The sequence below is a fragment of the Streptomyces sp. NPDC092370 genome, assembly GCF_044755265.1.
In the GTDB taxonomy this organism is placed as follows: domain Bacteria; phylum Actinomycetota; class Actinomycetes; order Streptomycetales; family Streptomycetaceae; genus Streptomyces.
Genome location: NZ_JBIVQO010000001.1, coordinates 1,291,309 through 1,315,247, shown reverse-complemented (window position 1 = coordinate 1,315,247; position 23,939 = coordinate 1,291,309). Strand labels below are relative to the sequence as shown.

Here is a 23,939-nt window from a genome sequence, read left to right as displayed (position 1 = left end):
ATTCCCCCGAATTCATTCGTGTTTCGGGGGAGACGCTGCATGCGGTACAAAGAGGTGGGTGCCCGAGGACAGAAGTCGGCGACGGACTTGTTCAGATGCTCTACCCATTGAGCTACAGCGACCCGAAGTCGCTGACGGGACTCGAACCCGCAACCCTCCGATCCAGGAAGTAACCGTTGCCTTCGCACCGGGCACCCACCACATGCTGCGCCTCCCGAGATCAAATCGGCGGCGGCGTCGGATTCTTTGGAAGAGAAGTAGCCGCTGCCATCGCACCGGGAGGTGCGTGACGTTGTGATCTCACTGTAGGAGGCGCGAGTTGGGAACCGCGAGCGAATTTATGACCGCTTCTGGCGCTTCCAGGGGCCGGTGATGGCGAGCATGATGCCGGGTGTCTGGATATTGGCGTAGAGAGTCCGGCCGTCGGGCGAGAAGGTGACTCCGGCGAACTCGCTGTACTCCGGCTCCTCCTCGGTGCCGACGTTCAGCTCGTTGCGGGCGATCGGGTAGGTGCGGCCGCTGTCGGTGGCGCCGAACAGGTGCTGCACGCCCTCGCCGTCCTCGGCGATGACGAGGCCGCCGTACGGGGAGACGGTGATGTTGTCGGGGCCGTCGAACGCGCCGTCCTGGGACGGGTCGGGGTTCACTCCGAGCAGGACCTTCAGGGTCAGCGTGCGGCGCCTGGGATCGTAGAACCACACCTGGCCGTCGTGCTGTACAGGGCTCTCCTCACGGGCGTAGGAGGAGACGATGTAGGCGCCGCCGTCGCCCCACCACATGCCCTCCAGCTTGCGGGCGCGGGTGACCTGGTCGTCCCTGAACTGCTTGCGCACGGGGACGGTGCGGGCGTCGCGGTCGGGCACGTCCACCCAGTCGACGCCGTAGACGGTGCCGATCTTCGTGGCGCGGGACAGGTCGTCGACGAACGAGCCGCCGGAGTCGAAGCACTTGGGCGCTTGGAGGACACCGGCGTCGTCGGCGAGGCCCCGGAACTTCCCGGGGCCGTACTCGAAGCCGCGGGGCGGGGTCCAGCGGAAGAAGAGGCCGTTGGGGCCCGCGGCGTCCTCGGTGAGATAGGCGTGGCCGCGCTTGGGGTCGATGACGACGGCCTCGTGGTCGTAGCGGCCGAAGAACTTCAGCGGCTTGGGGGCGCGGTTGGCCCGCCGGTCGCACGGGTCGACCTCGAAGACGTAGCCGTGATCCTTGGTCATGCCGTTGACGCCGGCCTTGTCGGAGTTCTCCTCGCAGGTGAGCCAGGTCCCCCAGGGGGTGGTACCGCCGGCGCAGTTGGTGGAGGTGCCGGCGATGCCGACCCACTCGGCGACTCGTCCGTCGGGGCGCACCTCGACGACGGTGCAGCCGCCGGCCGCGGCCGGGTCGTAGACGAGGCCCTCAATAAGCGGCACCGGGTACTTCCAGTTGGCGCGCGGCCCCTTCAGCTCGTGGTTGTTGACGAGCAGGGTGGTGCCGCGGGGACCGTCGAAGGCGGCGGTGCCGTCGTGGTTGGACGGCGTGGACTCACCGGACTCCAGCTTGGTCTTGCCGCTGTGGGTGATGACGCGGTACGTGAAGCCGGCGGGCAGGGCGAGGATGCCCTTCGGGTCGGGGACGAGCGGCCCGTAGCCGACTCGGTGCCGCGCGTCCGCCGCCTCGTCCCCCGCGCTGTCGGTGTCGGTGGACGCGAGGGCGTTCGGCGCGGTGGCGAGGGCGCCGACGCTGCCCGCCAGAGCGACACCGGCACCGGTGATCGCGGTGTTTCTGGCGAAGTCCCTGCGGGTGAGCGACATGGTGTCTCCTGTGACGGTGAGGATGCCGTGGAGGGTGGCGGACCTCGTTCGGCAACACCGTCCCGCTCATCTGTGAACGCGACTTGAACGGCGCCCGAAGGGGCGCGGGCCTGTTCTCCTATGCGGCTCCGCCGCGTGGGCGCGACCAGCCACAACGGCGCCGCACCGGATGGGGACGCTCAGCCTCCGTGCTGCGACCGTGCCTTGAACGCGGCCTTCCGTGCTTCCTTGGCGACCTTCTTGTCGGGGTGCAACCGCCCCATGGCCTCCAGCACATCGGCGGTCGCAGGGTGATCGACCCGCCACACCGCCGTGAAGAACCCACCGTGCTGCTGCGCGAGCCCCTCCACCAGCGCCCGCAGCTCCTCGGAGTTCCCCTCCGCGGCGAGCTGCGCGGCCACCGTGTCGATGGTCAGCCAGTACACCATCGCCTCGGACGGCGCGGGCACGTCCTTCGCACCGTGCTCGGTCAGCCACACCCGTGCGAGCCCGCCCAGCTCGGCGTCGTCGAGCACCTCGCGCAAGGCGGGCTCGGCCGACGGCCCGACGAGCGACAGGGCCTGCTGACACCGCAACCGCCGCAACGGTGCCCCGGCGTCCGAACCACGGGCCGCCGCCAGCAACTCCCGTGCCGCGGCGAGTGGTTCACGATGCTGAAGCCACTGCTCGGTCTCGGCCTGCGCGGCGCCGGGAGGGAACTCCGCGGTGCCGTCGAGCAGCGCGTCGGCCCCCTTGTCGGCGAGGTCCCCGACGGCCGGTGCGTCGAACCCGGCCTTCAGCAGCCGGGCGCGCATGCCGTACAGGCCGAGCGGGGTGAGCCGGACCATGCCGTAGCGGGAGACGTCGGTGTCGTCGACGGGCGCCGCGGGCTCCTCGTCGGCGTCGACCATGAGCGCCTCGTCGACGGGCTGGTACTCGACGAAGCCCACCGGCTCCAGCATCCTGAACTGGTCGTCCAGCCGCATCATCGCGTCGGAGACCTGTTCCAGGACGTCGTTGGTGGGCTCGCTCATGTCGCTGGGCACGATCACCGAGGCGGCCAGCGCCGGCAACGGCACCGGGGCTCCACCGGGGGCGTCCTCGCCGGCGGTCAGCAGATAGAGGTTGCCGAGCACGCCGTCGAGGAACTCGGCCTCGGCCTCCGGGTCCCAGTCCAGGGCGGAGAGGTCGACCTCGCCGTCCTCGGCCAGGAGTCCGTCGAGATCGGGCACGCTCGCGTCGGCGAGCACGGTCTCCAGGGCGGCGAGCCACACGGCGAGCACGTCCTGCGGCGAGCCACCGGTGAGCAGGGCCAGATCCTCACCGGCCGTCACGGTGCCCTCCTGCTCGTCGCCGACCTCGACGAGCCCGGCGTCCACGGCGACCCGCCACGCCTCACTGGCGTCGGCGGCGGCGTCGTCCCCGCTCAGCCCGAGCGCCTCGGCGGCTGCGGGCAACTGTTCGTCGACAAGCCCTCCCCCGGCGTCGACACGGGTGTCCGGCCCGGCCCAGCGGGCGAGCCGGGCGGCCCGGGACAGCAACGGCGTGGACAGTGCGTCGCGCGCCAGCTCCGCTTCGGTGTGCAGCCGCACCGGCGGCAGGGGGGAGCTGTCTGACATCGGCTGTTTCTCCTAGGGCGCCTTCATACGACTCAGCCGCTCAGCCTAGACGGATTTCCACCCATGCCGCCCGCTTCATCTCCCCGTCAGCCGCCGTACATGGCCGAAACCTTGACAAGTGACATGAACAGGCTGGAGATTGACGCGCGTAGAAGTCGGCGGACACTTGTTCACCGGGCCGGCCCCACCAGGCCCACCCGTCCCCTTCCTCTACGCGCGTCCACCGCACCCGCCCCACAGGTAGCGACACAGCCATTCCACACGTGTCCGCCCTCGTCCCGGCGCTCTGTCACGTCCCCGGAGGGAACCCCGTTGCCGAGCAAGTCGTCCGCGCGTCTCGCCGCGCTCACCGTCGCCGCCGCGTGCTCCGCGGCATCCACGATCGTCCTCACCAGCCCCGCGCACGCGGAATCGGTCCGCATCCACGATGTTCAGGGCAGCACCCGCACATCCCCGTACGCCGGCAAGCAGGTCACGGACGTGGCCGGAATCGTCACCGGCATCCGGAGCTACGGCTCGTCCCGCGGCTTCTGGATCCAGGACCCGAACCCGGACGCCGACCCGGCGACCAGCGAGGGCGTCTTCGTCTTCACCAGCTCCGCGCCGAAGGGGGTCGCCGTCGGTGACTCCGTCACGGTCAGCGGCACGGTCTCGGAGTTCGTCCCCGGCGGCGCGGCCTCCGGCAACCAGTCGCTGACGGAGATCACCAAGCCGACGACCACGGTCGTCTCCAGCGGCAACGCGCTCCCCGCCGCCACGGCGATCACCTCGCGCTCGGTCCCCGCCGCCTACGCCCCGGCCGGAGACGCCGCCGCGAACGGCTCGATCAACGCGCTCCCCCTCAAGCCCTCGGCGTACGCCCTGGACTATTACGAGGCGCTGGAGGGCATGTCCGTCCGGGTCACCGACACCCGCGTCGTCGGCGCCACCGACCCGTACACCGAGCTCTGGGTGACGGTGAAGCCGCACGAGAACCGCAACCACCGCGGCGGCACGGTCTACGGTTCCTACGACGACCAGAACACCGGCCGTCTCCAGATCCAGTCCCTCGGACCGACGGCGGACTTCCCCAAGGCGCACGTCGGCGACACTCTCGCGGGCAGCACCGCGGGCCCCCTGGACTACAACCAGTTCGGCGGCTACACCCTCGTCGCGAGCGAGCTGGGCACGCTGAAGAGTGCGGGCCTGGAGCGCGAGACGACCCGCAAGCAGCGCTCCTCCGAACTCGCGGTCGCCACCTACAACGTCGAGAACCTCGACCCGACCGACGACACGTTCGCCGCCCACGCCTCCGCGATCGTGAACAACCTGAAGTCGCCCGACATCGTGTCCCTGGAGGAGATCCAGGACAACAACGGCGCGAAGAACGACGGCACGGTCGCGGCCGACCAGACCCTCACCAAGCTGATCGACGCGATCGCCGCGGCCGGGGGCCCGACGTACGACTGGCGCTCGATCGACCCGGCCGACGGCACCGACGGCGGTGAGCCGGGCGGCAACATCCGCCAGGTGTTCCTGTTCAACCCGGAGCGGGTCTCCTTCGCCGACCGCGCCGGCGGTGACGCCACGACGGCCACCGGCGTGACGAAGATCCGCGGCAAGGCGCATCTGACGCTCAGCCCGGGCCGGATCGCCCCCGCCGACGAGGCGTGGAAGAACAGCCGCAAGCCCCTGGCCGGCGAGTTCGTCTTCCGCGGCCGCTCGGTCTTCGTGATCGCTAACCACTTCAACTCCAAGGGCGGCGACCAGGGCCTCACCTCGCAGTACCAGCCGCCGTCCCGCAGCTCCGAGACACAGCGGCACCGGCAGGCGACCCTGGTGAACGCCTTCGTCAAGGACATCCTCGACACGCAGAAGAACGCGGACGTCATTGCCCTGGGCGACATCAACGACTTCGAGTTCTCCCGGACCGCGGAGCTCCTCGAAGGCGGCGGCGAACTGTGGTCGGCGATCAAGTCGCTGCCGCGCAGCGAGCGTTACTCCTACGTCTACCAGGGCAACAGCCAGGTCCTCGACCAGATCCTGATCAGCCCGTCGATCCGCCGCGACTGCGACTTCGAGTACGACAGCGTGCACGTCAACGCGGAGTTCAACGACCAGATCAGCGACCACGACCCGCAGATCCTGCGTTTCCGCCCGTGACACTGTGCGGGGCCGGCCGGACCGGCGGTCCGGCCGGCCCCGCACCCGCCGATCAGTCCGGCACCAGCCCCAGAGCGTGCTCGTACCGGCTGCCGGTGCTCCCCTTCATCCCCGGGTACGCCCGTACCCGCTCCCACGCCTCGCTCGCCGGGGCGGCCAGCGCCCGGTCATAGGCCTCGGCGCTCTCCCACTCCGCGTAGTTCAGCACGTGCCCGCCATCCGTACTGAGGTGGAAGTGCGCGGAGAGCAGCCCGGCGTGCCCCTCCGGGTCGCCGTCCATGGCCTTGAGCACGAGGTCGACCCACTCCTCGCGGCGTCCCTCCGCCCCACTCTCGAAGTCGACCCGCACGGTCACGATCAGGCCCGGCGCCCGTGTGTCCCCGGCAGCGCGCTCCCGGCTCCGGTAGCGCCGGTACCGCCCGAGTCCGACCCGCTCGATCCCCGGCACGGCGGTGTCGATCTCGTCGACGCGTTCCTGCCGATGAACCTTGACGAAGGACTCGTAGGCCTGTTCGGCGGTCCACTGCGAGTAGTGCATCAGGGTGGACCCGTCGTCCCCCACGTACGCGTGATACGCCAGCAGATCCCCGGCCGGCCAGGGCCGCCGCTCCCAGGTACGTCCGATGGCCTGCACGGTCTGCCACTGCCGCTCGGGGGTGCCCACCCTCCAGGTGCTGAAGAAGGGAGCACCGGCTCGCGGGTCGGTGAGGTCGGGGTGCTGCTCGGTTCGACGGCTCATGAACACTCCAGTCGTAGCGCCGGTCACGAACACACCCCACCTTTCAACCTCGACCAAACTTGAGGTCAAGGGGGTGCTGTGCACGGCGCCTTACCGGAACGGGCGGATCCGGCCCAGCGGCGCGCAGGCGCGGCAACCCGCACGGCAACCCGCACGCCGCAAACCGAACCCGCGCCACGAAGGGGCACTCCACACCGAGTCCACTCAGAGCACTCCACTCAGCGATGCGCGTGCGCATGCCGCCAACGCAGCACGCCGACCGCCACCACGGCCCCCGCCGCCCCGGCCACCAGCACCGGTCCCGGGTGGCGCATCCCTGCCTGGACGACGGTCCGCACGGGGCGGGGTCCGGTGTGCGTCGCCTTGTCGTGCACGGTGTGCCCCGCCTGCGCGGCCGTGCTGCGCAACTGCACCGTCATCGCCCCGGCCTTGTCCCGCAGATCGGCCGCCCGCGCCAGCGCACGCCCCTTCACGTCCGTCTTCCCCGCCAACTCCGCCACCGTGTCGCCGAGTTCGCTGCGCGTCCGCTCGATCTGCCGCCGCAGCTCATCGGGGCCCTTCGCCCCACTCGTCGCGTCCGTCATCGATGCGCCCTCTCCTTGATCTCCTCCACGTCCGCCCTGACACTGCCGAGAGCCTTCTCGGGCGTGGGCGGTGCGGCCTTCCGCAGCTGCCCCCGCCCCATCGCCGCCAGCACCCCCGCGATCACGAACAGCACCGCCGTCACGATCAGCGCCGCGGCCCAGACGGGCAGCACCAGCGAGAGCGCGGCGACACCCGTACCGGCCAGTGCGAGCAGCCCTGCGTACCCGACGGCGCCTGCCGCTCCGAGCAGCCCGCCGCCACGCCCGGCTCGCCGCCCCTTCTCGGCCAGCTCCTCCTTGGCGAGAGCCACTTCCTGCCGTACGAGTGTGGAGAGCTGCTCCGCGGCCTGCCCGACGAGCTCGCCCACGGAGTGGCGCTCCTCGTGCACGGCCCGGTGATCCATGGTCCCGGTCACGTGTTCCGCCTCCTCTCGAAGTCAGGAACACCCGGGTACCCGGACGGCCCGCCCGCTACCCCTGCGCCTCCCCCGAGGCTCCCAGGCCAGTGGCAGCGCGACCCCGGCAAGGAGTTCGGGCACGCCGGCCCTCCGATCCCGACCACACACTTCACTCCAACTTACGGATACTCCTAAGCAGAATTAAGTGGAGCTACATAATCGGCGCGCCGACACTACCCCCATGACCTCATCGCCCGCACCCGCCTTCCGCCGCGCCCTCTGCGCCATGATCACTCCCTTCACGCCCTCCGGAACCCTGGACCTCGACGGCGCCCAGCACCTCGCCGCCCACTTGGTGGCCAACGGCTGCGACGGCCTGGTCCTCTCCGGCACGACCGGCGAATCACCCACCACCACGGACGCCGAGAAGTCGGCCCTCATCGCCGCCGTGAGAGAGGCGGTGGGCGACCGCGCGAAGGTCCTGGCCGGCATCGGCACACCGGACACCCGGCACACCGTCGAACTGGCCAGGGAAGCGCAGAAGGCCGGCGCGGACGGCCTGTTGGTGGTGGCGCCGTATTACAGCAGGCCTCCCCAGGAGGCGATCGAGGCTCACTTCCGGGACATCGCGGACGCCTGTGAGCTCCCGCTCATGCTCTACGACATTCCGGCCCGCACCGGCGTCCGCATCGAACCTGAGACGATCCTCCGCCTCGCCGGACATCCCAGGATCGTCGCGGTCAAGGACTGCTCGTCCGATTTCCTGGGCGCCCAGAAGGTACTGGCCCGCACGGACCTGGCGTACTACGCGGGGTGCGACGAACACAACCTCGCGTTGTACGCCGTCGGCGGCGCGGGTTACGTCAGCACGGTCGCGAACGTGATCCCGGCCCGTCTCCGGGCCGTCCTGGACGCGTTCGACGCGGGCGACACGGCCCGGGCGGCCCGCCTCCAGCACGAGGCGACACCTCTCATCGAGGCGATCATGTCCGCGGGTCTGCCGGGCACCGTCACGGCCAAGGCACTGCTGAACGCCCTGGCCCTCCCCGCAGGCCCGGTCCGCGCCCCGCTCCGGCCCGCGGCCCCGGCCACGACCGACACCCTGCTGTCGCTTCACGCGACTCTCACCGGGGCCTGATCAGCGCACCACGAACGTTGAAGGGGCGCGGCACGGGAACGGGCAGAACAGACGGGACGGCCCGTGCCGCAGGCGCCTGCGGCACGGGCCGTCCCGTCTGTTCTGCCCGTTCTGTCTGTTCTTTCTGTTCAGTTCCAGGCGTACCCGTCGCCGAACAGCAGCGTGTGCTCCAGCACGTCCTCCGCCGGGTCGTCGATCTGGCCGACGTTGACGTTGACCAGACCGAACCGGTGGCCGTTGTGCGAGTCCGTGTTGGTCTCATCGGCGTGCGCGGCCCCCGCCGGCAGCCAGCACACCGCCAGCGCCGCGACCACCCCGGCCAGCCGGCGTGCCACGGCCCGCCCCCGATCGTTCCTCATGCCCCGGTCCTCATTTCGTCGGTTCGGCGTCTGATCGGACACTGCGTCCACCCGTTCATCTGCCGAAACCATCGCGAGGTCACGCCGGGTCATCCGTACGGGTCGCGCGGAGGTCAGTTGTGGCTGTGCAGGATCTCGTTCAGGCCGCCCCACACCGCGTTGTTCGGCCGGGCCTCGACCGTGCCGGTGACCGAGTTGCGGCGGAAGAGGATGTTGGAGGCGCCGGACAGCTCGCGGGCCTTGATGATCTGCCCGTCGGGCATGGTGACACGGGTGCCGGCGGTGACGTAGAGGCCGGCCTCGACGACGCACTCGTCGCCCAGGGCGATGCCGACGCCCGCCTCGGCGCCGATCAGGCAGCGCTCGCCGACCGAGATGATGACGTTGCCGCCGCCGGAGAGGGTGCCCATCGTGGAGGCGCCTCCGCCGATGTCCGAGCCGTCGCCGATCACGACACCGGCGGAGATGCGGCCCTCGACCATCGAGGTGCCGAGCGTGCCGGCGTTGAAGTTGACGAAGCCCTCGTGCATGACCGTGGTGCCCTCGGCGAGGTGCGCGCCGAGGCGGACCCGGTCGGCGTCGGCGATCCGGACGCCCTTGGGGGCCACGTAGTCCGTCATGCGCGGGAACTTGTCGACGGAGGTCACCTGGAGGTGCAGGCCCTCGGCGCGCGCGTTCAGCCGGACCTTCTCGAGGTCCTCGACGGCGACCGGGCCGAGCGAGGTCCAGGCGACGTTGGCGAGGAAGCCGAAGATGCCGTCCAGGCTCTGGCCGTGCGGCTTGACCAGGCGGTGGGAGAGGAGGTGCAGACGCAGGTAGGCGTCGTGCGCGTCGATCGGCTTTTCGTCGAGCGAGGCGATGACCGTGCGGACCGCGACCACTTCGACGCCCCGGCGGGCGTCCGGGCCGATCGCCGCGGTGGCGCCACCGCCGAGCAGCTCCGCGGCCCGTTCGGCGGAGAGCCGCTCGGTGCCGGACGGGCCGGGCTGGTCGGCCAGCTCGGGCGCGGGGAACCAGGTGTCCAGAACGGTGCCGTCGGCGGCGATCGTGGCGAGGCCGGCGGCCACGGCGCCGGTGGTGCGAGGAGCAGTCGTGTCGGTCATGGGGGCAACCTAACCGGCCGGGGCGCGTCGGGGCTAACTCGGGTGCGGGGCGTCTCAGGGTGCGAGCCGACCGGGTCGGGGTGCGCACGCAACGGCGGGGTCCCGCCCTGCTCGGCCAAGGCCCCGGCGCTCCTGTCCGCACCACGTCGCCGAGGACGACGCCCTCGGCGACGAGTCGGTCGGCCGGGCCCTCTGCGGAACGGCTCGGCGGCCACCCGCGCTCCCCCGCGGCGCAGGACCACCACCCTCGGCCCCACCCCCCATCGCCGCAGACCGCCCAGCCACGGCGGCCACCCGCTCCCCTCGTGGCGCGGGAAACCACCCCCCTCGGCGTCAACCCTGCCGTCGCCGGGCGGGGGCCAGGACCGCTGTGCGGCCTCGTCCCTCGCCGTGACGTTCGAGGTCGTCGGAAAGCGTCTGATCGAGGACACGGGGTCGAACAACCACTCGTCGGCGATTGCTCTGCGTCTCGTCGCCGGTCTCTTCAGGTCCGACAGACCCGGCGGGAGTCTTCAGGTCCGACAAGCCCGGCGGGCGTCCTCAGGTCCGACAGGCCCGGCGGGCGTCTTCGGCTCCGACAGGTCCGGCGGGAGTCTTTCGGGGCCGGCGGGCCTTTCGGGTCCTCCGGATCAGAGGACCGTCGTACTACCGGTCCGCCGCCACGTCACCTCACGGGATCACCCTGCGCAGCACCTCGCGCGCGTACGCCTCGTCGTACGGTGCCTCCGTGAGCAGCACCTGCAAGCAGATCCCGTCGAGCAGCGCGACCAGGGCCCGGGCCGTCACCGGGTCGGTACGCCGGGACAGCAGTTCGGCGACGCCCTCGGCCCACTCGGCGGCGACGGGCCGCAGGGCGGGCCGGCGCAGGGCGGCCAGGTAGAGCTCGTACTCCAGCTCCACCCCCGTACGGTCGCCCGCGAGCCACTCCCCCACCCATGCGGCGAGTTCGGCGGCCAGATCGGTGCGGGGGTCCTCCAGGCCGCCCCGCGAGGCGACCACCTTGGCGAAGCCCTCGTTGGCCTGCCGCAGCGCGGCGACGAGCAGCTCGTCGAGGGTCGAGAAGTGGTACGTCGTCGAGCCGAGCGGCACGTCGGCCTCGGCGGCGACCGTGCGATGGCTCAGCCCGGCGATGCCCTTCTCCCCCACCACCCGGATCGCCGCGTCGATGATCCTCTGCCGCCGCTCGGGATCGTGCCGCCGGGGCATCAGTGGGCACCGCCCAGGTTCAGCACCACGACCCCCAGGATGATCAGCGCGATCCCCGCGGCCTTGGCGACGCTCATCCCCTCCCCCAGGAAGACGATGCCGATCGTGGCGATGGCGGCGGTGCCGACCCCGGCCCAGATCGCGTAGGCCGCGCCGACCGAGACGGTCTTCAGCGTCTGCGCGAGGAGCCCGAAGGAGACGACGTAGCCGAGGACCGTCAGCAGCGACGGCCCGAGCCTGCTGAAGCCGTCGCTGTACTTCATGGCCGTGGTCGCGCCCACCTCGGCGGCGATGGCCCCGGACAGCAGCAGATAACCCATGTGTACGAGCGTACACACCATACGTACGAGCGTACGCAAGGCGACCCTGGATACCGGTGAGTAATCGCTCTCACAAAACGCGTCCCAGCGGCCCCACGCGTCCACTACGGTGTCACCGATCACACACCGGGCCACCACAACTGCGCCGCCGTCAAGGGTGCCCCGCCGGAGGAACAGCGCATGTCAGAAAAGAAGTCCCGGCCGCCGCAGGACCGCCCCTGGGAGAGCGGCTGGGCCCCGGACACCACTCGGGCACCGGGGACCCGACGACTCTGGCTGGCGGGCGCGCTGGCCCTGGCGACGATCACCGCCTGCGCCACGGCCATCACCGTGATGAACAGGGAGCCCGTCGAGCCGGAACACCGGGCGGCGGAGCCGACCACCCTGAGCAGTTCGGCCCCGGGCGGCCTGATCTCCTTCGCGACCCCGTCCAAGGGTGGCACCCAGGAGGCCGGCGCGGGCCGCGGCCACGCGTCCCCCAGCCCCACCCCCACCACCGGCGCACCCAGCGCCGCCCCGAGCCCGGAGCCCGCGAAGAAGTCGCCGAAGCCGCCGAAGGCGTCCTCCGGCTCGCCGAAGCCCCCCAAGACGCCGGCCTCGCACGGCACCTCCATACGCTCGGTCAACTTCCCCGACCGCTACTGGCGGGTGCGTGAGGGCTACGTGCGCCTTGAACGGATCGGCTCAGGCTCCGAGCAGCGTGAGGACGCCACCTTCCAGCGCGTCACCGGCCTCGCCGACTCCTCCTGCTACTCCTTCACCACCGCCGACGGCCGTTATCTGCGCCACCGCAGCTTCGTCCTGGTCGCGAACACGAACGACGGCTCGTCCCTCTTCCGCCAGGACGCCACGTTCTGCCCCCGCTCCTGGTCCCCGTCGGGCCCGGTCGCGCTGGAATCGGTCAACTACCCGGGCCGTTTCCTGCGCCACCGCGACTTCCGGCTCCGCCTGGACCCCTACGAGAACAGCCACCTGTACCGCTCGGACGTGTCGTTCCGGATGGTGGCCGGGCTGAGCTGAGCACAGGAGGGCGGCACCCCGGAAAGGGTGCCGCCCTCCTGTGTGTCCGTCGCTCTCAGACGTTGAACCCGAGAGCCCGCAGCTGCTCGCGTCCGTCGTCCGTGATCTTGTCGGGGCCCCACGGCGGCATCCAGACCCAGTTGATGCGCAGCTCGCTCACGAGGCCGTCCGTGGCGGACTTCGCCTGGTCCTCGATGACGTCCGTCAACGGGCAGGCCGCCGAGGTCAGTGTCATGTCGAGCGTCGCGATGTTCGCGTCGTCGATGTGGATGCCGTAGATCAGGCCCAGGTTGACCACGTCGATGCCCAGCTCGGGGTCGACGACGTCGTACAGCGCCTCGCGGACCTCTTCCTCCGAGGCCGGCTTCATCTCAACGGTCTCGCTCATGCCGTCGTCTCCTTCTCGGCGTCGGCTCCGCCCAGTACCTGGGCCGTAGCGTCCTTCCAGGCCATCCAGCTCAGCAGGGCGCACTTCACCCGGGCCGGGTACTTGGACACCCCGGCGAACGCGACCGCGTCCTCCAGGATGTCCTCCATCGCGTCGTCGGGTTCGAGCTTCCCCTTGGACTGCATCAGCTCCAGGAAAGTCTCCTGGATCTTCCGCGCGTCGGAGAGGTCCTTGCCGACGAGGAGGTCGTTCAGTACGGACGCGCTCGCCTGGCTGATCGAACAACCCTGGCCCTCGTACGAGACGTCCTCGATCGTGGTGCCGTCGTACTTCACGCGCAGTGTGATCTCGTCACCGCACGTCGGGTTGACGTGGTGCACCTCGGCGTCGCCATCCCGCAAGCCCCGCCCGTGCGGGTTCTTGTAGTGGTCCAGGATGACTTCCTGGTACATGGAGTCCAGTTTCATGCGATCGCTCGCCAACCCCTCAGCCGAAGAAGTTCCGTACGTGCTCCAGGCCGTCGACCAGCGCGTCGATCTCGGCCGGCGTGGAGTACAGATAGAACGACGCTCGCGTGGTCGCAGGAATTCCGTACCGCAGGCAGACCGGCCGGGCGCAGTGGTGTCCGACCCGGACCGCGATGCCCTGCTCGTCGAGGACCTGGCCCACGTCGTGCGGGTGGATGTCGCCGAGCGTGAAGGAGATCGCCGCGCCGCGCTCCTCGGCCGTGGTGGGGCCGATGATGCGCAGGTCGGGGACCTCCAGCAGCCGCTTGACCGCGTACTCGGTGAGCACGTGCTCGTGGGCGAGGATCTTGTCCATGCCGATCGAGTTGAGATAGTCGATCGCCGCGCCGAGGCCGACCGCCTGGGCGATCGGCGGCGTACCCGCCTCGAACTTGTGGGGCGCCGGGGCGTAGGTCGAGGAGTGCATCGACACCGTCTCGATCATCTCGCCGCCGCCGAGGAACGGGGGCAGGTCCTCCAGCAGCTCCTGGCGGCCCCACAGGACGCCGATGCCGGTCGGACCGCACATCTTGTGTCCGGTGAAGGCCACGAAGTCGGCCTGGAGCGCCTGGACGTCCAGCGGCATGTGCGGCGCGGCCTGGGAGGCGTCGATGCACACCAGCGCACCGACTTCCTGGGCGCGGCGCACGATCGCCTCGACCGGGTTCTGGGTGCCGAGGATGTTGGAGACCAGCACGAAGGAGACGATCTTCGTCTTCTCCGTGATGACCTCGTCGATGTTCGACAGGTCGAGGCGGCCGTCGTCGGTCAGGCCGAACCACTTCAGCTTCGCGCCGGTGCGCTGCGCGAGCAGCTGCCACGGCACGATGTTGGAGTGGTGCTCCATCTCCGTGATGACGATCTCGGTCTCGGAGTCCACGCGGTAGGGCTCGTCGGCCCAGCCCAGCATGTTCGCCACGAGGTTGAGCGACTCGGAGGCGTTCTTGGTGAAGATCACCTCGTCACGCGAGGGCGCGTTGATGAACTCCGCGACCTTGTCGCGCGCGCCCTCGTACAGCGCCGTGGCCTCCTCGGCGAGCACATGCACACCGCGGTGGACGTTGGCGTTGTAGCGCTCGTAGTACTCGCTCAGGGCGTCCAGTACCTGGCGCGGCTTCTGGCTGGTCGCCGCGTTGTCCAGGTACACGAGCTTCCGGCCGTCGTGGACCTGGCGGTCCAGGATGGGGAAGTCCTTGCGGAGCGCCTCGGTGTCGAGGAGGCCCGGCAGCGATGTCACGCGGATGCGCCACCCTTCGTGTCGACTCCGTCGAGCTTCGTGTAAACCTCGTAGCCCTCGTTCTCCAGCTTGTCGGCGAGTTCGGCGCCGCCGGACTCGACGATCCGGCCGCCGGAGAAGACGTGCACGTGGTCGGGCTTGATGTAGCGGAGGATGCGCGTGTAGTGCGTGATCAGCAGGGTGCCGACCTCGCCCGTCTCGCGGACGCGGTTCACGCCCTCCGACACGACGCGCAGGGCGTCGACGTCGAGGCCGGAGTCGGTCTCGTCGAGGATCGCCATCTTCGGCTTGAGGAGCTCCAGCTGGAGGATCTCGTGGCGCTTCTTCTCACCGCCGGAGAAGCCCTCGTTGACGTTGCGCTCGGCGAAGGAGGGGTCCATGTTGAGGCGCTCCATGGCCTCCTTGACCTCCTTCACCCAGGTGCGCAGCTTGGGGGCCTCGCCGCGGACGGCGGTGGCGGAGGTGCGCAGGAAGTTCGACACGGAGACACCCGGGACCTCGACCGGGTACTGCATCGCGAGGAACAGGCCGGCGCGGGCGCGCTCGTCGACGGACATCTCCAGGACGTCCTCGCCGTCGAGGGTGACGGTGCCGCCGGTGATCGTGTACTTCGGGTGACCCGCGAGGGAGTAGGCGAGGGTCGACTTGCCGGAGCCGTTGGGGCCCATGATGGCGTGCGTCTCGCCCTGCTTCACGGTGAGGTCGACGCCCTTGAGGATCTCCTTCGTGGCGTTGTCGGCCTCGACGGTGACGTGCAGGTCTCGGATTTCAAGCGTTGCCATGGATGCCTCAGGACTCCTGGGTGAGGGAGACGAGTACGTCGTCCCCATCGATCTTTACGGGGTATACGGGGACGGGGCGCGTCGCCGGGAGGGCGTCGGGCTTGCCGGAACGGAGGTCGAAACGCGAGCCGTGCAGCCAGCACTCGATGTGGCAGTCGTCGACCTCGCCCTCCGCCAGGGAGACGTTCGCGTGCGAGCAGATGTCGTGGATCGCGAACACCTCGCCCTCGGTCTGCACGATGGACACGGGCGTGCCGTCGAGTTCCACCCGCTTCGGGGTGTCCTCCTCCAGCTCACCGAGCCCACAGGCGCGTACGAAGGTCATGCGACCGCCGCCTCCAGCTCCTCCTCGATCTTGGCGATCAGGCGCTCCTCGATGTCGGGGAGGCCGATCTGCTGGACGAGCTCGGCGAAGAAGCCGCGGACCACCAGTCGGCGGGCCTCCTGCTCCGGGATGCCGCGCGCCATGAGGTAGAAGAGCTGCTCGTCGTCGAAGCGGCCGGTCGCCGAGGCGTGGCCGGCGCCGACGATCTCGCCGGTCTCGATCTCGAGGTTCGGGACGGAGTCCACGCGCGCCCCGTCCGTGAGGACCAGGTTGCGGTTCATCTCGTACGTGTCCGTGCCCTCGGCCTTGGCCTCGATGAGGACGTCGCCGATCCACACCGCGTGCGCGTCGTCGCCCTGGAGGGCGCCTTTGTAGACGACGTTGGACTTGCAGTGCGGGAGGTTGTGGTCGACCAGGAGGCGGTGTTCCTGGTGCTGGCCCGCGTCGGTCAAGTACAGGCCGAACAGCTCGGCCTCGCCGCCGGGGCCGGCGTACCGCACGCGCGGGTGCAGTCGGACGAGGTCGCCGCCGAAGGTGACGACGATGGATTTGAAGGAGGCGTCACGGCCGACGAGCGCGTTGTGCTGGGCGACGTGGACGGCCTTGTCGTCCCAGTCCTGGACGGAGACGACGGTGAGCTTGGCGCCGTCGCCCAGGAGGTAGTCGACGTTGGCGGCGAGCACCGCGTCACCGGTGTGGTCGATGACCACGACGGCCTCGGCGAAGGCGCCCAGCTCGATCACCTGGTGGCCGAAGGCGGTGCCGCCCTCGCCGTGCACCGCGATGCGGATGGGCTCGGTGAGCACGGTCTCCTTGGGCACGGTCACGACCCCGGCCTTCTCGAACGCCGAGTAGGCCTGGGCGGCGACGCGGTCCACCGGGACGCCCGCCTTGCCGAGCCGCGCGTCGTCGCGGCCGACGGCCTCGACGGTGACGCCCTCGGGGGCCTGGATGTCGACCTTCACGCCATTGCCGGTGGCGACGGCGGTGCCGTCGTGCAGGCCGCGCAGGCGCTCCAGCGGGGTGAACCGCCATTCCTCCTCACGGCCGTGCGGGACGGGGAAGTCCGCCACGTCGAAGGAGGGGGGCGCGCTCATGCGCGTGGCGACGGTCGACTCGGCCGCGACGGCGATCGAGCCGGCGGTGGTGGAGCCCACCGGGATGTTCTGGGCCTCAGCCATGGCTGTCGTAATGCTCTCTTTCGGGAGTGGGACGTCTGCTGTCGAGGGGGCGGGTCAGCCGACCGCGCCCTCCATCTGCAGCTCGATCAGCCGGTTGAGCTCCAGCGCGTACTCCATGGGGAGCTCCTTGGCGATGGGCTCGACGAAGCCGCGCACGATCATCGCCATCGCCTCGAACTCGCTCAGACCTCGGCTCATCAGGTAGAAGAGCTGGTCCTCGGAGACCTTGGAGACAGTCGCCTCGTGCCCCATGGACACGTCGTCCTCGCGGACGTCCACGTAGGGGTAGGTGTCGGAGCGGGAGATGGTGTCGACGAGCAGCGCGTCGCACAGCACGTTGGACTTCGAGCCGTGGGCACCCTCGCCGATCTCGACGAGACCGCGGTAGGAGGTGCGGCCGCCGCCGCGGGCCACGGACTTCGACACGATGTTCGACGAGGTGTTCGGCGCCATGTGGACCATCTTGGAACCCGCGTCCTGGTGCTGGCCCTCGCCCGCGAAGGCGATGGACAGCGTCTCGCCCTTGGCGTGCTCGCCCATGAGGTACACGGCCGGGTACTTCATCGTCACCTTGGAGCCGATGTTGCCGTCGATCCACTCCATGGTCGCGCCCTCGTAGGCGACGGCGCGCTTGGTGACCAGGTTGTAGACGTTGTTCGACCAGTTCTGGATGGTCGTGTAGCGGCAGCGGGCGTTCTTCTTGACGATGATCTCGACGACCGCGGAGTGCAGCGAGTCCGACTTGTAGATCGGGGCGGTGCAGCCCTCGACGTAGTGCACGTAGGCACCTTCGTCGACGATGATCAGGGTCCGCTCGAACTGGCCCATGTTCTCCGTGTTGATGCGGAAGTAGGCCTGGAGCGGGATCTCCACGTGCACGCCCGGCGGCACGTAGATGAAGGAGCCGCCCGACCACACGGCGGAGTTCAGCGACGCGAACTTGTTGTCGCCGACGGGGATGACGGTCCCGAAGTACTCCTTGAAGAGCTCCGGGTGCTCCTTCAGCGCGGTGTCGGTGTCGAGGAAGATGACGCCCTGCTCCTCCAGGTCCTCGCGGATCTGGTGGTAGACGACCTCCGACTCGTACTGCGCGGCGACACCGGCGACGAGGCGCTGCTTCTCCGCCTCGGGGATGCCGAGCTTGTCGTACGTGTTCTTGATGTCCTCGGGCAGGTCCTCCCAGGACTCCGCCTGCTTCTCCGTGGAGCGCACGAAGTACTTGATGTTGTCGAAGTCGATGCCGGAGAGGTCCGAGCCCCAGTTCGGCATGGGCTTCTTCTCGAACAGGCGCAGGCCCTTGAGACGGAGCTTGGTCATCCACTCCGGCTCGCTCTTCTTGGAGGAGATGTCCCGGACGACGTCCTCGTTGATGCCGCGCTTGGCAGAGGCGCCGGCCGTGTCGGAGTCGGCCCAGCCGTACTCGTACTTGCCCAGGCCCTCGAGCTCGGGGTGGGCAGTCTCCGTGGGGAGAGTCATGCGGGGTTCCTCCCGGCCGTGCTTGCAGATGCGTTGTGGGAAATCTTGGGGATGAACGTCGTGCAGACGCCGTCGCCGTGCGCGATGGTGGCGAGCCGCTGTACGTGCGTACCGAGCAGCTCCGCGAAAAATTCCGTCTCCGCCTCGCACAGCTGCGGGAACTGCTCGGCGACGTGGGCGACCGGGCAGTGGTGCTGGCAGAGCTGTTCACCCAGCTGGGGGTGGGGCGCGCTGCGCGCCGTAGCAGCGTACCCGTCGGCACTCAGGGCCTTGGCCAGCGCTTCGGTCCGCTTCTCGGGCGAGGCGGTCTCGACCGCGCGGCGGTAGGCGCCCGCCTGTGCGGCGATCCGGGCGCGGGCGAAGGCCGCGATCGCCTCGTTGCCGCCCTCGCGGTCGGCGATCCAGCGCAGGGCGTCCGCCGCGAGCTTGTCGTACGACTGGTCGAAGGCGTCCCGGCCGCAGTCCGTCAGGGCGAACACCTTGGCCGGCCGGCCTCGGGTGCGCGCGCCGTACACCCGCTGCTCGCGCGCCTCCACGACACCGTCACCCGTGAGGGCGTCGAGGTGCCGGCGCACGGCCGCCTGGGTGAGGCCCAGCCGCTCGGCGAGCTCGGCGACGGTCGAGGGGCCGTGGTCCAGGATGGACCGCGCGACGCGGTTGCGGGTGGACCGCTCCCCGGTCGCCAGCTCCTCGTGAGGTGCCTCGCCGACGTTTTTCACAACGCCATTGTTGCGTAATTCCTCCGGACCCGGCAAGCCGCCCATGCCCATCCGACGGTGCCCTACGTCACTTAGGCATACCTAATCTGACCTGCGGAAACGATCTCTGATCGATCAAACCGGTGGCATGGGGCAGCTGCTTCGGGGACACTCCGAAACCATGCCCACACCCCCTCCGACCGGCCCTCTTGTCACCCGCGAGACGCTCCGGACGCAGCTCGGCGACCTCGGCGTACGCACCGGCGAGACCCTCCTCGTGCACTCCTCGCTCAGCGCCCTCGGCTGGGTCAACGGCGGCCCCGTGGCGGTGGTGCAAGGACTGCTCGACGCCCTCGGCCCGGAGGGCACCCTCGTGGTCCCCACCCAGACCGGTGACCTCTCCGACCCGGCCCTGTGGAGCGACCCGCCCGTGCCCCCGCAGTGGTGGACGGCCATCCGCGCCACCATGCCCGCCTACGACCCGCGGATCACGCCCGCCCGCGGGGTCGGCGTCGTCCCGGAAACCGTGCGCACCTGGCCCGGCGCGCAGCGCAGCGCGCATCCGCAGACCTCGTTCGCGGCACTCGGCCCGCGCGCGGCGGACATCCTCGACGGGCACGCGCCCGACTGCCGTCTCGGCGAGCGCAGCCCGCTGGCGAAGCTGGAGGCGATGGGCGCCCGCGTGCTGCTGCTCGGCGCCGGCTACGCCTCCTGCACGAGCTTCCACCTGGCCGAGTACCGGATACCCTCCCCGCGCGTCGCGGTGGGCCGGCCGGGTCCGGACGGCTGGGAGACCGTGACCGAGGTGTCGATCAGCTCGGACCGTTTCGACGAGCTGGGCTACGACTTCGAACGGGACCGTCCCGTCGTCCGCGGCAAGGTGGGCGCGGCCGAGGCGCGGCTGTTCCCGGTGGCGGACGCGGTCGCCTTCGCCGAGCGGTGGCTGGCGGTCCACCGACCGCGTGAGGAGGAGTAGCCGCACCCCGCGGTCCGGGCCACCGCGCGCGTACCTAGACTCTGGACCCATGCGAAGTGAGCCCGTGGTCCAGGTCCAGGCCCTGGTGAAGCGGTACGGCCCGAAGACCGCGGTGGACGGGCTCGACCTGGTGGCCCGGGCGGGTGTGACCGCCGTGCTCGGCCCCAACGGGGCGGGCAAGACGACCACGGTCGAGACCTGCGAGGGGTACCGGAAGCCGGACTCCGGCACGGTGCGCGTCCTGGGCCTCGACCCGGTCGCGGACTCCGCCGGCCTGCGGCCCCGCATCGGCGTGATGCTCCAGTCCGGCGGCGTCTACTCGGGTTCCCGTGCCGACGAGATGCTCCGGCACGTGGCGAAGCTGCACGCGCACCCCCTCGACGTGGACGCGCTGATCGAGCGGCTGGGGCTCGGCTCCTGCGGCCGTACCACCTACCGGCGGCTGTCGGGCGGTCAGCAGCAGCGGCTCGCGCTGGCCATGGCCGTGGTCGGGCGCCCCGAACTGGTCTTCCTCGACGAGCCGACCGCCGGGCTCGATCCGCAGGCCCGCCGCGCCACCTGGGACCTGGTCCGTGATCTGCGCGCCGACGGCGTCTCGGTGATCCTCACCACCCACTACATGGACGAGGCCGAGCAGCTCGCCGACGATGTCGCGATCATCGACGCGGGGCGGGTCATCGCCCAGGGCTCCCCGGAGGAGCTGTGCCGGGGCGGCGCGGAGAACACGCTGCGCTTCTCGGGCCGGCCCGGCCTGGACGTGGGCTCGCTGCTGAAGGCCCTGCCCGCCGACTGCTCGGCCGCCGAGCTGACACCGGGTTCCTACCGGGTCACCGGCAAGGTCGACCCCCAGTTGCTCGCGACGGTCACCTCCTGGTGCGCCCAGCACGGCGTGATGCCGGAGAAGATCTCGGTCGAGCGGCACACCCTGGAGGACGTCTTCTTGGAGCTCACCGGCAAGGAGTTGCGCTCGTGACCGCCACCGGCACGGGGATGTACACGCCGAAGCCCGGCGCGGCGCCCCTCCACCGCATGATCGCGGCCCAGGCCGCGCTCGAGACGAAGATGCTGCTGCGCAACGGCGAGCAGCTGCTGCTGACGGTGGTGATCCCGACCCTGCTGCTGACGCTGTTCAGCACCGTGGACATCGTCGACACCGGCGCCGGCGAGGCGGTCGACTTCCTCGCACCGGGCATCCTCGCGCTCGCCGTGATGTCGACGGCGTTCACCGGCCAGGCCATCGCGACCGGCTTCGAGCGCCGCTACGGCGTGCTGAAGCGGCTGGCCTCCTCGCCCCTGCCCCGCTGGGGCCTGATGACGGCGAAGACCCTGTCCGTCCTGGTCACCGAGGTGCTCCAGGTGATCCTGCTGACGGCGATCGCCTTCGCGCTCGGCTGGTCGCCGCAGGGCAACCCGTTCGCCGTGCTGCTGCTCCTGGTCCTCGGCACGGCGGCCTTCTCGGGCCTGGGCCTGCTGATGGCCGGGACGCTGAAGGCCGAGGCGACGCTGGCCGCCGCCAACCTGGTGTTCCTGCTGCTGCTCGTCGGCGGCGGGATCATCGTGCCGCTCGACAAGTTCCCCGCCGCCGCGCAGGACGTGCTCGGCCTGCTGCCCGTCTCGGCCCTGTCGGACGGGCTGCGGGACGTGCTCCAGCACGGTGCCGGGATGCCCTGGGGCGACCTGGGGATCCTGGCCGTCTGGGCGGTCGTGGGACTCGCGGCGGCCGGGAAGTTCTTCCGCTGGGAGTAGGGGGGGCGCCCCGTGAGGGGCCCTCGTGAAAGCGTGCACAAGCGGCGGCTTACGATGGTTCGCGTGCCAAACGTGACCCGCGCCGACGCCCTGGCCGCCCTGCGCAATCCGCTCGCCTTCATCGCCGAGCGCTGGACCCCGGAACCCCGGACGGTCCGGCGCGCGGCGCTCTCCGCGCTCCTGATGTCGGTGATCATCGTCGTCACCGGTGGCGCCGTACGGCTGACGGGCTCGGGCCTGGGCTGCCCGACCTGGCCCAAGTGCACCGACGACTCGCTCACCGCCACCAGCGCGATGGGCATGCACGGCGCCATCGAGTTCGGCAACCGCATGCTCACGTACGTGCTGTGCGCCGCCGTCGGCTGGGCGATCATCGCCGCGCGTTCGCGGAAGCCGTACCGGCGTGGCCTGACCCGGCTGGGCTGGGCGCAGTTCTGGATCGTGATGAGCAACGCGGTGCTCGGCGGCATCGTGGTGCTGGTCGGTCTCAACCCGTACACGGTGGCGGCACACTTCGTGGCGACGTCGGCGCTCATCGCGGTGGCCACGGTGATGTGGCAGCGCACCCGTGAGGGCGACGGGGCACCGCGCCCGCTGGTCGGCAGCGCCGTGCGGCAGCTGGTGTGGTTCCTGGTCGCGGCGGCCGTCCTGCTCATCCTGGTCGGCACGGTCGTCACCGGCGCCGGCCCGCACGCGGGCGACTCCAGTGAGGTCGAGCGGATGCCCGTCGACTGGGAGACGGTGAGCAAGCTGCACGCCGTGCTGGCGTGGATCGTGGTGACACTGACGTTCGCCCTGTGGTTCGTCCTCAAGGCGGTCGACGCGCCCAAGGATCCGCTGAGCCGCACCCGTGAGCTGTTCCTGATCCTGCTCGCGCAGGGTGTCATCGGCTACGTCCAGTACTTCACGGACCTGCCCGAGGTCCTGGTCGGCCTGCACATGCTCGGCTCGGCCGTGATGTGGATCTGGGTGCTGCGGGTGGTGCTGTCGCTGCGCGAACGGTCGGAGCCGACGGCCGGCGTGCCCGGCCAGGCCGTCGAGGCCGGCCTGACGAAGGCCTAGTCCGGGAAGCCCTGGTCGAGCCCGTAGACGCGCCGCGCGTTGCCCGACGCCAGCAGGCCCGCGACCCGCTGGGCGTCGGCCAGGGACCACGCCCCCTCGGCGACCCAGGTACCGAGCACCCGCCCCAGGGACTCGCGGAACAGACGGGCGCCCACCACGTGGAGTTCGGGCAGCGCCTGCGCGCCGGTGGAGAACAGGATCTTGCCGAAGGGAGCCAGCTCCATGGTCTCCGCGAGCACGGTCGCGGCCCGGGCGCCCGTGCGGACCAGGGCGGCGCCGCAGTCGACGTGGACGTGGGGGAAGACAGCGGCGAGATGGGCGGCGTGGCGGTGATACGGGTCGCCGTGCAGCAGGACGAGGTCCGTGCCCAGGCCGGCCGTGGCCCGCACGAAGTCCGTCAGCAGCACCGGGTCCGTACGGTCGATCCGCAGACCGGGGGCGCCCAGCCCCGCGTGCAGCTGGAGCGGCAGCCCCGAGGCGACCGCGCTCCACAGCAGATGCCGTAGCAGTACCGGGTCGCTCAGCTCCCCGCCCACGCCGCGCCCGGCGAGCCAGCGCCCGGCCGCCCCGCGCACCTCCCCCGGGCCGGGCGGCTGCGGTGCGAGCGCGAGGCCGTGCCGTACGCCCGCGACCGAGGTGAAGGCGACGGCGTCGGCGGCGGCCGCGTGCACCGACTCGGCGAGGTTGGCGAGGAAGGACTCGACGGTTCCGGAGGTGTCTGCGACCTGCTCGGCGAGGAGTTCCAGGCGCACGATCTCGCGGGCCTCGGCGGCTCCCGCGGAGGCCAGCTCGCCCGGTCGCGTCAGGTCGCCGGGAAGCCCCGTGTCGACCAGGTACGTGGTGATGCCGCTGCCGCGCAGGAGCCGGCGGCCGGACTCCAGTACGCCCAGTTCCCGGCGTCGGGCCAGATAGCGGGCGGGCGTGCAGTGCGGTTCCAGGCCGAGCAGGGGCGGGCACCAGCGCCTGACGGCGAAGCCGGTCTGGGTGTCGAAGAGGGTGGTGCCGGGAGCGGGTGGGCCCTGGCTGCGGCCGAGGTGGGCCTCGAAGGTGCCGAGGCCCAGCTCTGTGCGCAGCACTCCGTGGCAGTACTGGTCCACTAGGGACGGCGTTTCGATCATCCGGGCTCCCCGGGGTGGACCCTCATGTTCCTACGGGTCCTAACGGGTGA

25 protein-coding genes are annotated in these 23,939 nt (G+C 70.6%); 7 read left to right on the top strand and 18 right to left on the bottom strand.

What is annotated here, in order from left to right:
- Positions 1–338: 338 nt before the first annotated feature.
- Complete coding sequence (locus tag ACIQHQ_RS05920; RefSeq protein WP_402610453.1) at positions 339–1,787, bottom strand: alkaline phosphatase PhoX; 1,449 nt, start codon at positions 1,785–1,787, stop codon at positions 339–341.
- 179 nt (positions 1,788–1,966) lie between these two features.
- The gene (locus ACIQHQ_RS05915; protein ID WP_402610451.1) at positions 1,967–3,385 is read right to left on the bottom strand and encodes a hypothetical protein; all 1,419 of its coding nucleotides are present in this window, start codon (positions 3,383–3,385) and stop codon (positions 1,967–1,969) included.
- A 312-nt stretch (positions 3,386–3,697) separates the two neighbouring features.
- Between ACIQHQ_RS05915 and ACIQHQ_RS05910 the strand changes: the two genes are divergently transcribed.
- A complete protein-coding gene (locus ACIQHQ_RS05910) occupies positions 3,698–5,527 on the top strand; it encodes an endonuclease/exonuclease/phosphatase family protein (protein WP_402610449.1) in 1,830 nt (609 codons plus the stop codon).
- Between the two features lie 52 nt (positions 5,528–5,579).
- Here ACIQHQ_RS05910 and ACIQHQ_RS05905 read toward each other — a convergent pair whose 3' ends face one another.
- The 3 genes from ACIQHQ_RS05905 to ACIQHQ_RS05895 form a co-directional block, all read right to left on the bottom strand.
- Entirely contained in the window at positions 5,580–6,266 is a 687-nt protein-coding gene (locus ACIQHQ_RS05905; protein WP_402610447.1) for an antibiotic biosynthesis monooxygenase, read from the bottom strand.
- Between the two features lie 218 nt (positions 6,267–6,484).
- Positions 6,485–6,850: a DUF3618 domain-containing protein gene (locus ACIQHQ_RS05900; RefSeq protein ID WP_402610445.1), complete on the bottom strand. Its 366-nt coding sequence runs from the start codon at positions 6,848–6,850 to the stop codon at positions 6,485–6,487.
- A complete protein-coding gene (locus ACIQHQ_RS05895; RefSeq protein WP_402610443.1) occupies positions 6,847–7,266 on the bottom strand; it encodes a phage holin family protein in 420 nt (139 codons plus the stop codon). Before ACIQHQ_RS05895 ends, ACIQHQ_RS05900 begins: the two co-directional genes overlap by 4 nt.
- A gap of 223 nt (positions 7,267–7,489) precedes the next feature.
- Between ACIQHQ_RS05895 and dapA the strand changes: the two genes are divergently transcribed.
- On the top strand, positions 7,490–8,386 hold the full coding sequence (dapA, locus tag ACIQHQ_RS05890) for a 4-hydroxy-tetrahydrodipicolinate synthase (RefSeq protein WP_402610441.1): 897 nt from the start codon (positions 7,490–7,492) through the stop codon (positions 8,384–8,386).
- Positions 8,387–8,514: 128 nt separating this feature from the next.
- Here dapA and ACIQHQ_RS05885 read toward each other — a convergent pair whose 3' ends face one another.
- From ACIQHQ_RS05885 to ACIQHQ_RS05870, 4 genes are all read right to left on the bottom strand, one after another.
- Positions 8,515–8,745, bottom strand: coding sequence for a hypothetical protein (locus tag ACIQHQ_RS05885; RefSeq protein ID WP_402610439.1), 231 nt, complete (start codon positions 8,743–8,745; stop codon positions 8,515–8,517).
- Between the two features lie 113 nt (positions 8,746–8,858).
- Complete coding sequence (dapD, locus tag ACIQHQ_RS05880; RefSeq protein WP_402610437.1) at positions 8,859–9,848, bottom strand: 2,3,4,5-tetrahydropyridine-2,6-dicarboxylate N-succinyltransferase; 990 nt, start codon at positions 9,846–9,848, stop codon at positions 8,859–8,861.
- Positions 9,849–10,517: 669 nt separating this feature from the next.
- Positions 10,518–11,054: a TetR/AcrR family transcriptional regulator gene (locus tag ACIQHQ_RS05875; protein ID WP_402610435.1), complete on the bottom strand. Its 537-nt coding sequence runs from the start codon at positions 11,052–11,054 to the stop codon at positions 10,518–10,520.
- Positions 11,054–11,374 carry a DMT family transporter gene (locus tag ACIQHQ_RS05870; protein ID WP_402610433.1) on the bottom strand — a complete coding sequence of 107 codons (321 nt, stop codon included), beginning with the start codon at positions 11,372–11,374 and terminating at the stop codon, positions 11,054–11,056. The genes ACIQHQ_RS05875 and ACIQHQ_RS05870 overlap by 1 nt, the downstream gene beginning before the upstream one ends.
- A gap of 180 nt (positions 11,375–11,554) precedes the next feature.
- Here ACIQHQ_RS05870 and ACIQHQ_RS05865 point away from each other — a divergent pair, with 180 nt between their 5' ends.
- Positions 11,555–12,394 carry an AbfB domain-containing protein gene (locus ACIQHQ_RS05865; RefSeq protein ID WP_402610431.1) on the top strand — a complete coding sequence of 280 codons (840 nt, stop codon included), beginning with the start codon at positions 11,555–11,557 and terminating at the stop codon, positions 12,392–12,394.
- Positions 12,395–12,449: 55 nt separating this feature from the next.
- Here the strand turns inward: ACIQHQ_RS05865 and ACIQHQ_RS05860 are convergent, their stop codons facing one another.
- Genes ACIQHQ_RS05860 through ACIQHQ_RS05825 form a run of 8 tightly spaced genes read right to left on the bottom strand, consistent with a single transcriptional unit; the run spans position 12,450 to position 19,008 of the window.
- Positions 12,450–12,782, bottom strand: a complete 333-nt coding sequence (locus ACIQHQ_RS05860) for a metal-sulfur cluster assembly factor (RefSeq protein WP_028809645.1) — start codon at positions 12,780–12,782, stop codon at positions 12,450–12,452.
- On the bottom strand, positions 12,779–13,249 hold the full coding sequence (gene sufU, locus ACIQHQ_RS05855; protein WP_033310795.1) for a Fe-S cluster assembly sulfur transfer protein SufU: 471 nt from the start codon (positions 13,247–13,249) through the stop codon (positions 12,779–12,781). Before sufU ends, ACIQHQ_RS05860 begins: the two co-directional genes overlap by 4 nt.
- A 19-nt stretch (positions 13,250–13,268) precedes the next feature.
- Positions 13,269–14,525 (bottom strand): cysteine desulfurase, encoded by a 1,257-nt coding sequence (locus ACIQHQ_RS05850; RefSeq protein WP_402610429.1) that lies wholly within the window; start codon positions 14,523–14,525, stop codon positions 13,269–13,271.
- Entirely contained in the window at positions 14,522–15,307 is a 786-nt protein-coding gene (gene sufC, locus ACIQHQ_RS05845; protein ID WP_402610427.1) for a Fe-S cluster assembly ATPase SufC, read from the bottom strand. The genes ACIQHQ_RS05850 and sufC overlap by 4 nt, the downstream gene beginning before the upstream one ends.
- A 7-nt stretch (positions 15,308–15,314) precedes the next feature.
- On the bottom strand, positions 15,315–15,632 hold the full coding sequence (locus ACIQHQ_RS05840) for a non-heme iron oxygenase ferredoxin subunit (protein ID WP_142164656.1): 318 nt from the start codon (positions 15,630–15,632) through the stop codon (positions 15,315–15,317).
- Positions 15,629–16,813 carry a Fe-S cluster assembly protein SufD gene (gene sufD, locus ACIQHQ_RS05835; RefSeq protein ID WP_402610426.1) on the bottom strand — a complete coding sequence of 395 codons (1,185 nt, stop codon included), beginning with the start codon at positions 16,811–16,813 and terminating at the stop codon, positions 15,629–15,631. Before sufD ends, ACIQHQ_RS05840 begins: the two co-directional genes overlap by 4 nt.
- A gap of 54 nt (positions 16,814–16,867) precedes the next feature.
- Positions 16,868–18,289, bottom strand: a complete 1,422-nt coding sequence (gene sufB / locus ACIQHQ_RS05830) for a Fe-S cluster assembly protein SufB (RefSeq protein ID WP_031143583.1) — start codon at positions 18,287–18,289, stop codon at positions 16,868–16,870.
- Complete coding sequence (locus ACIQHQ_RS05825; protein WP_402610424.1) at positions 18,286–19,008, bottom strand: helix-turn-helix transcriptional regulator; 723 nt, start codon at positions 19,006–19,008, stop codon at positions 18,286–18,288. Before ACIQHQ_RS05825 ends, sufB begins: the two co-directional genes overlap by 4 nt.
- 160 nt (positions 19,009–19,168) lie before the next feature.
- On the opposite strand from ACIQHQ_RS05825, the gene ACIQHQ_RS05820 reads away from it, so the two are divergent.
- From ACIQHQ_RS05820 to ACIQHQ_RS05805, 4 genes are read left to right on the top strand one after another with little or no spacing between them, the layout of a single operon-like run.
- A complete protein-coding gene (locus tag ACIQHQ_RS05820) occupies positions 19,169–19,963 on the top strand; it encodes an aminoglycoside N(3)-acetyltransferase (RefSeq protein ID WP_402610422.1) in 795 nt (264 codons plus the stop codon).
- Positions 19,964–20,012: 49 nt separating this feature from the next.
- Positions 20,013–20,936, top strand: a complete 924-nt coding sequence (locus ACIQHQ_RS05815) for an ABC transporter ATP-binding protein (RefSeq protein WP_402610420.1) — start codon at positions 20,013–20,015, stop codon at positions 20,934–20,936.
- A 17-nt stretch (positions 20,937–20,953) separates the two neighbouring features.
- Entirely contained in the window at positions 20,954–21,709 is a 756-nt protein-coding gene (locus ACIQHQ_RS05810; protein WP_402610630.1) for an ABC transporter permease, read from the top strand.
- A 54-nt stretch (positions 21,710–21,763) separates the two neighbouring features.
- Positions 21,764–22,771, top strand: a complete 1,008-nt coding sequence (locus tag ACIQHQ_RS05805) for a heme A synthase (protein WP_402610419.1) — start codon at positions 21,764–21,766, stop codon at positions 22,769–22,771.
- Here the strand turns inward: ACIQHQ_RS05805 and ACIQHQ_RS05800 are convergent.
- Positions 22,768–23,889: an amidohydrolase family protein gene (locus ACIQHQ_RS05800; RefSeq protein ID WP_402610418.1), complete on the bottom strand. Its 1,122-nt coding sequence runs from the start codon at positions 23,887–23,889 to the stop codon at positions 22,768–22,770. The genes ACIQHQ_RS05805 and ACIQHQ_RS05800 overlap by 4 nt on opposite strands.
- Between the last annotated feature and the right edge of the window lie 50 nt (positions 23,890–23,939).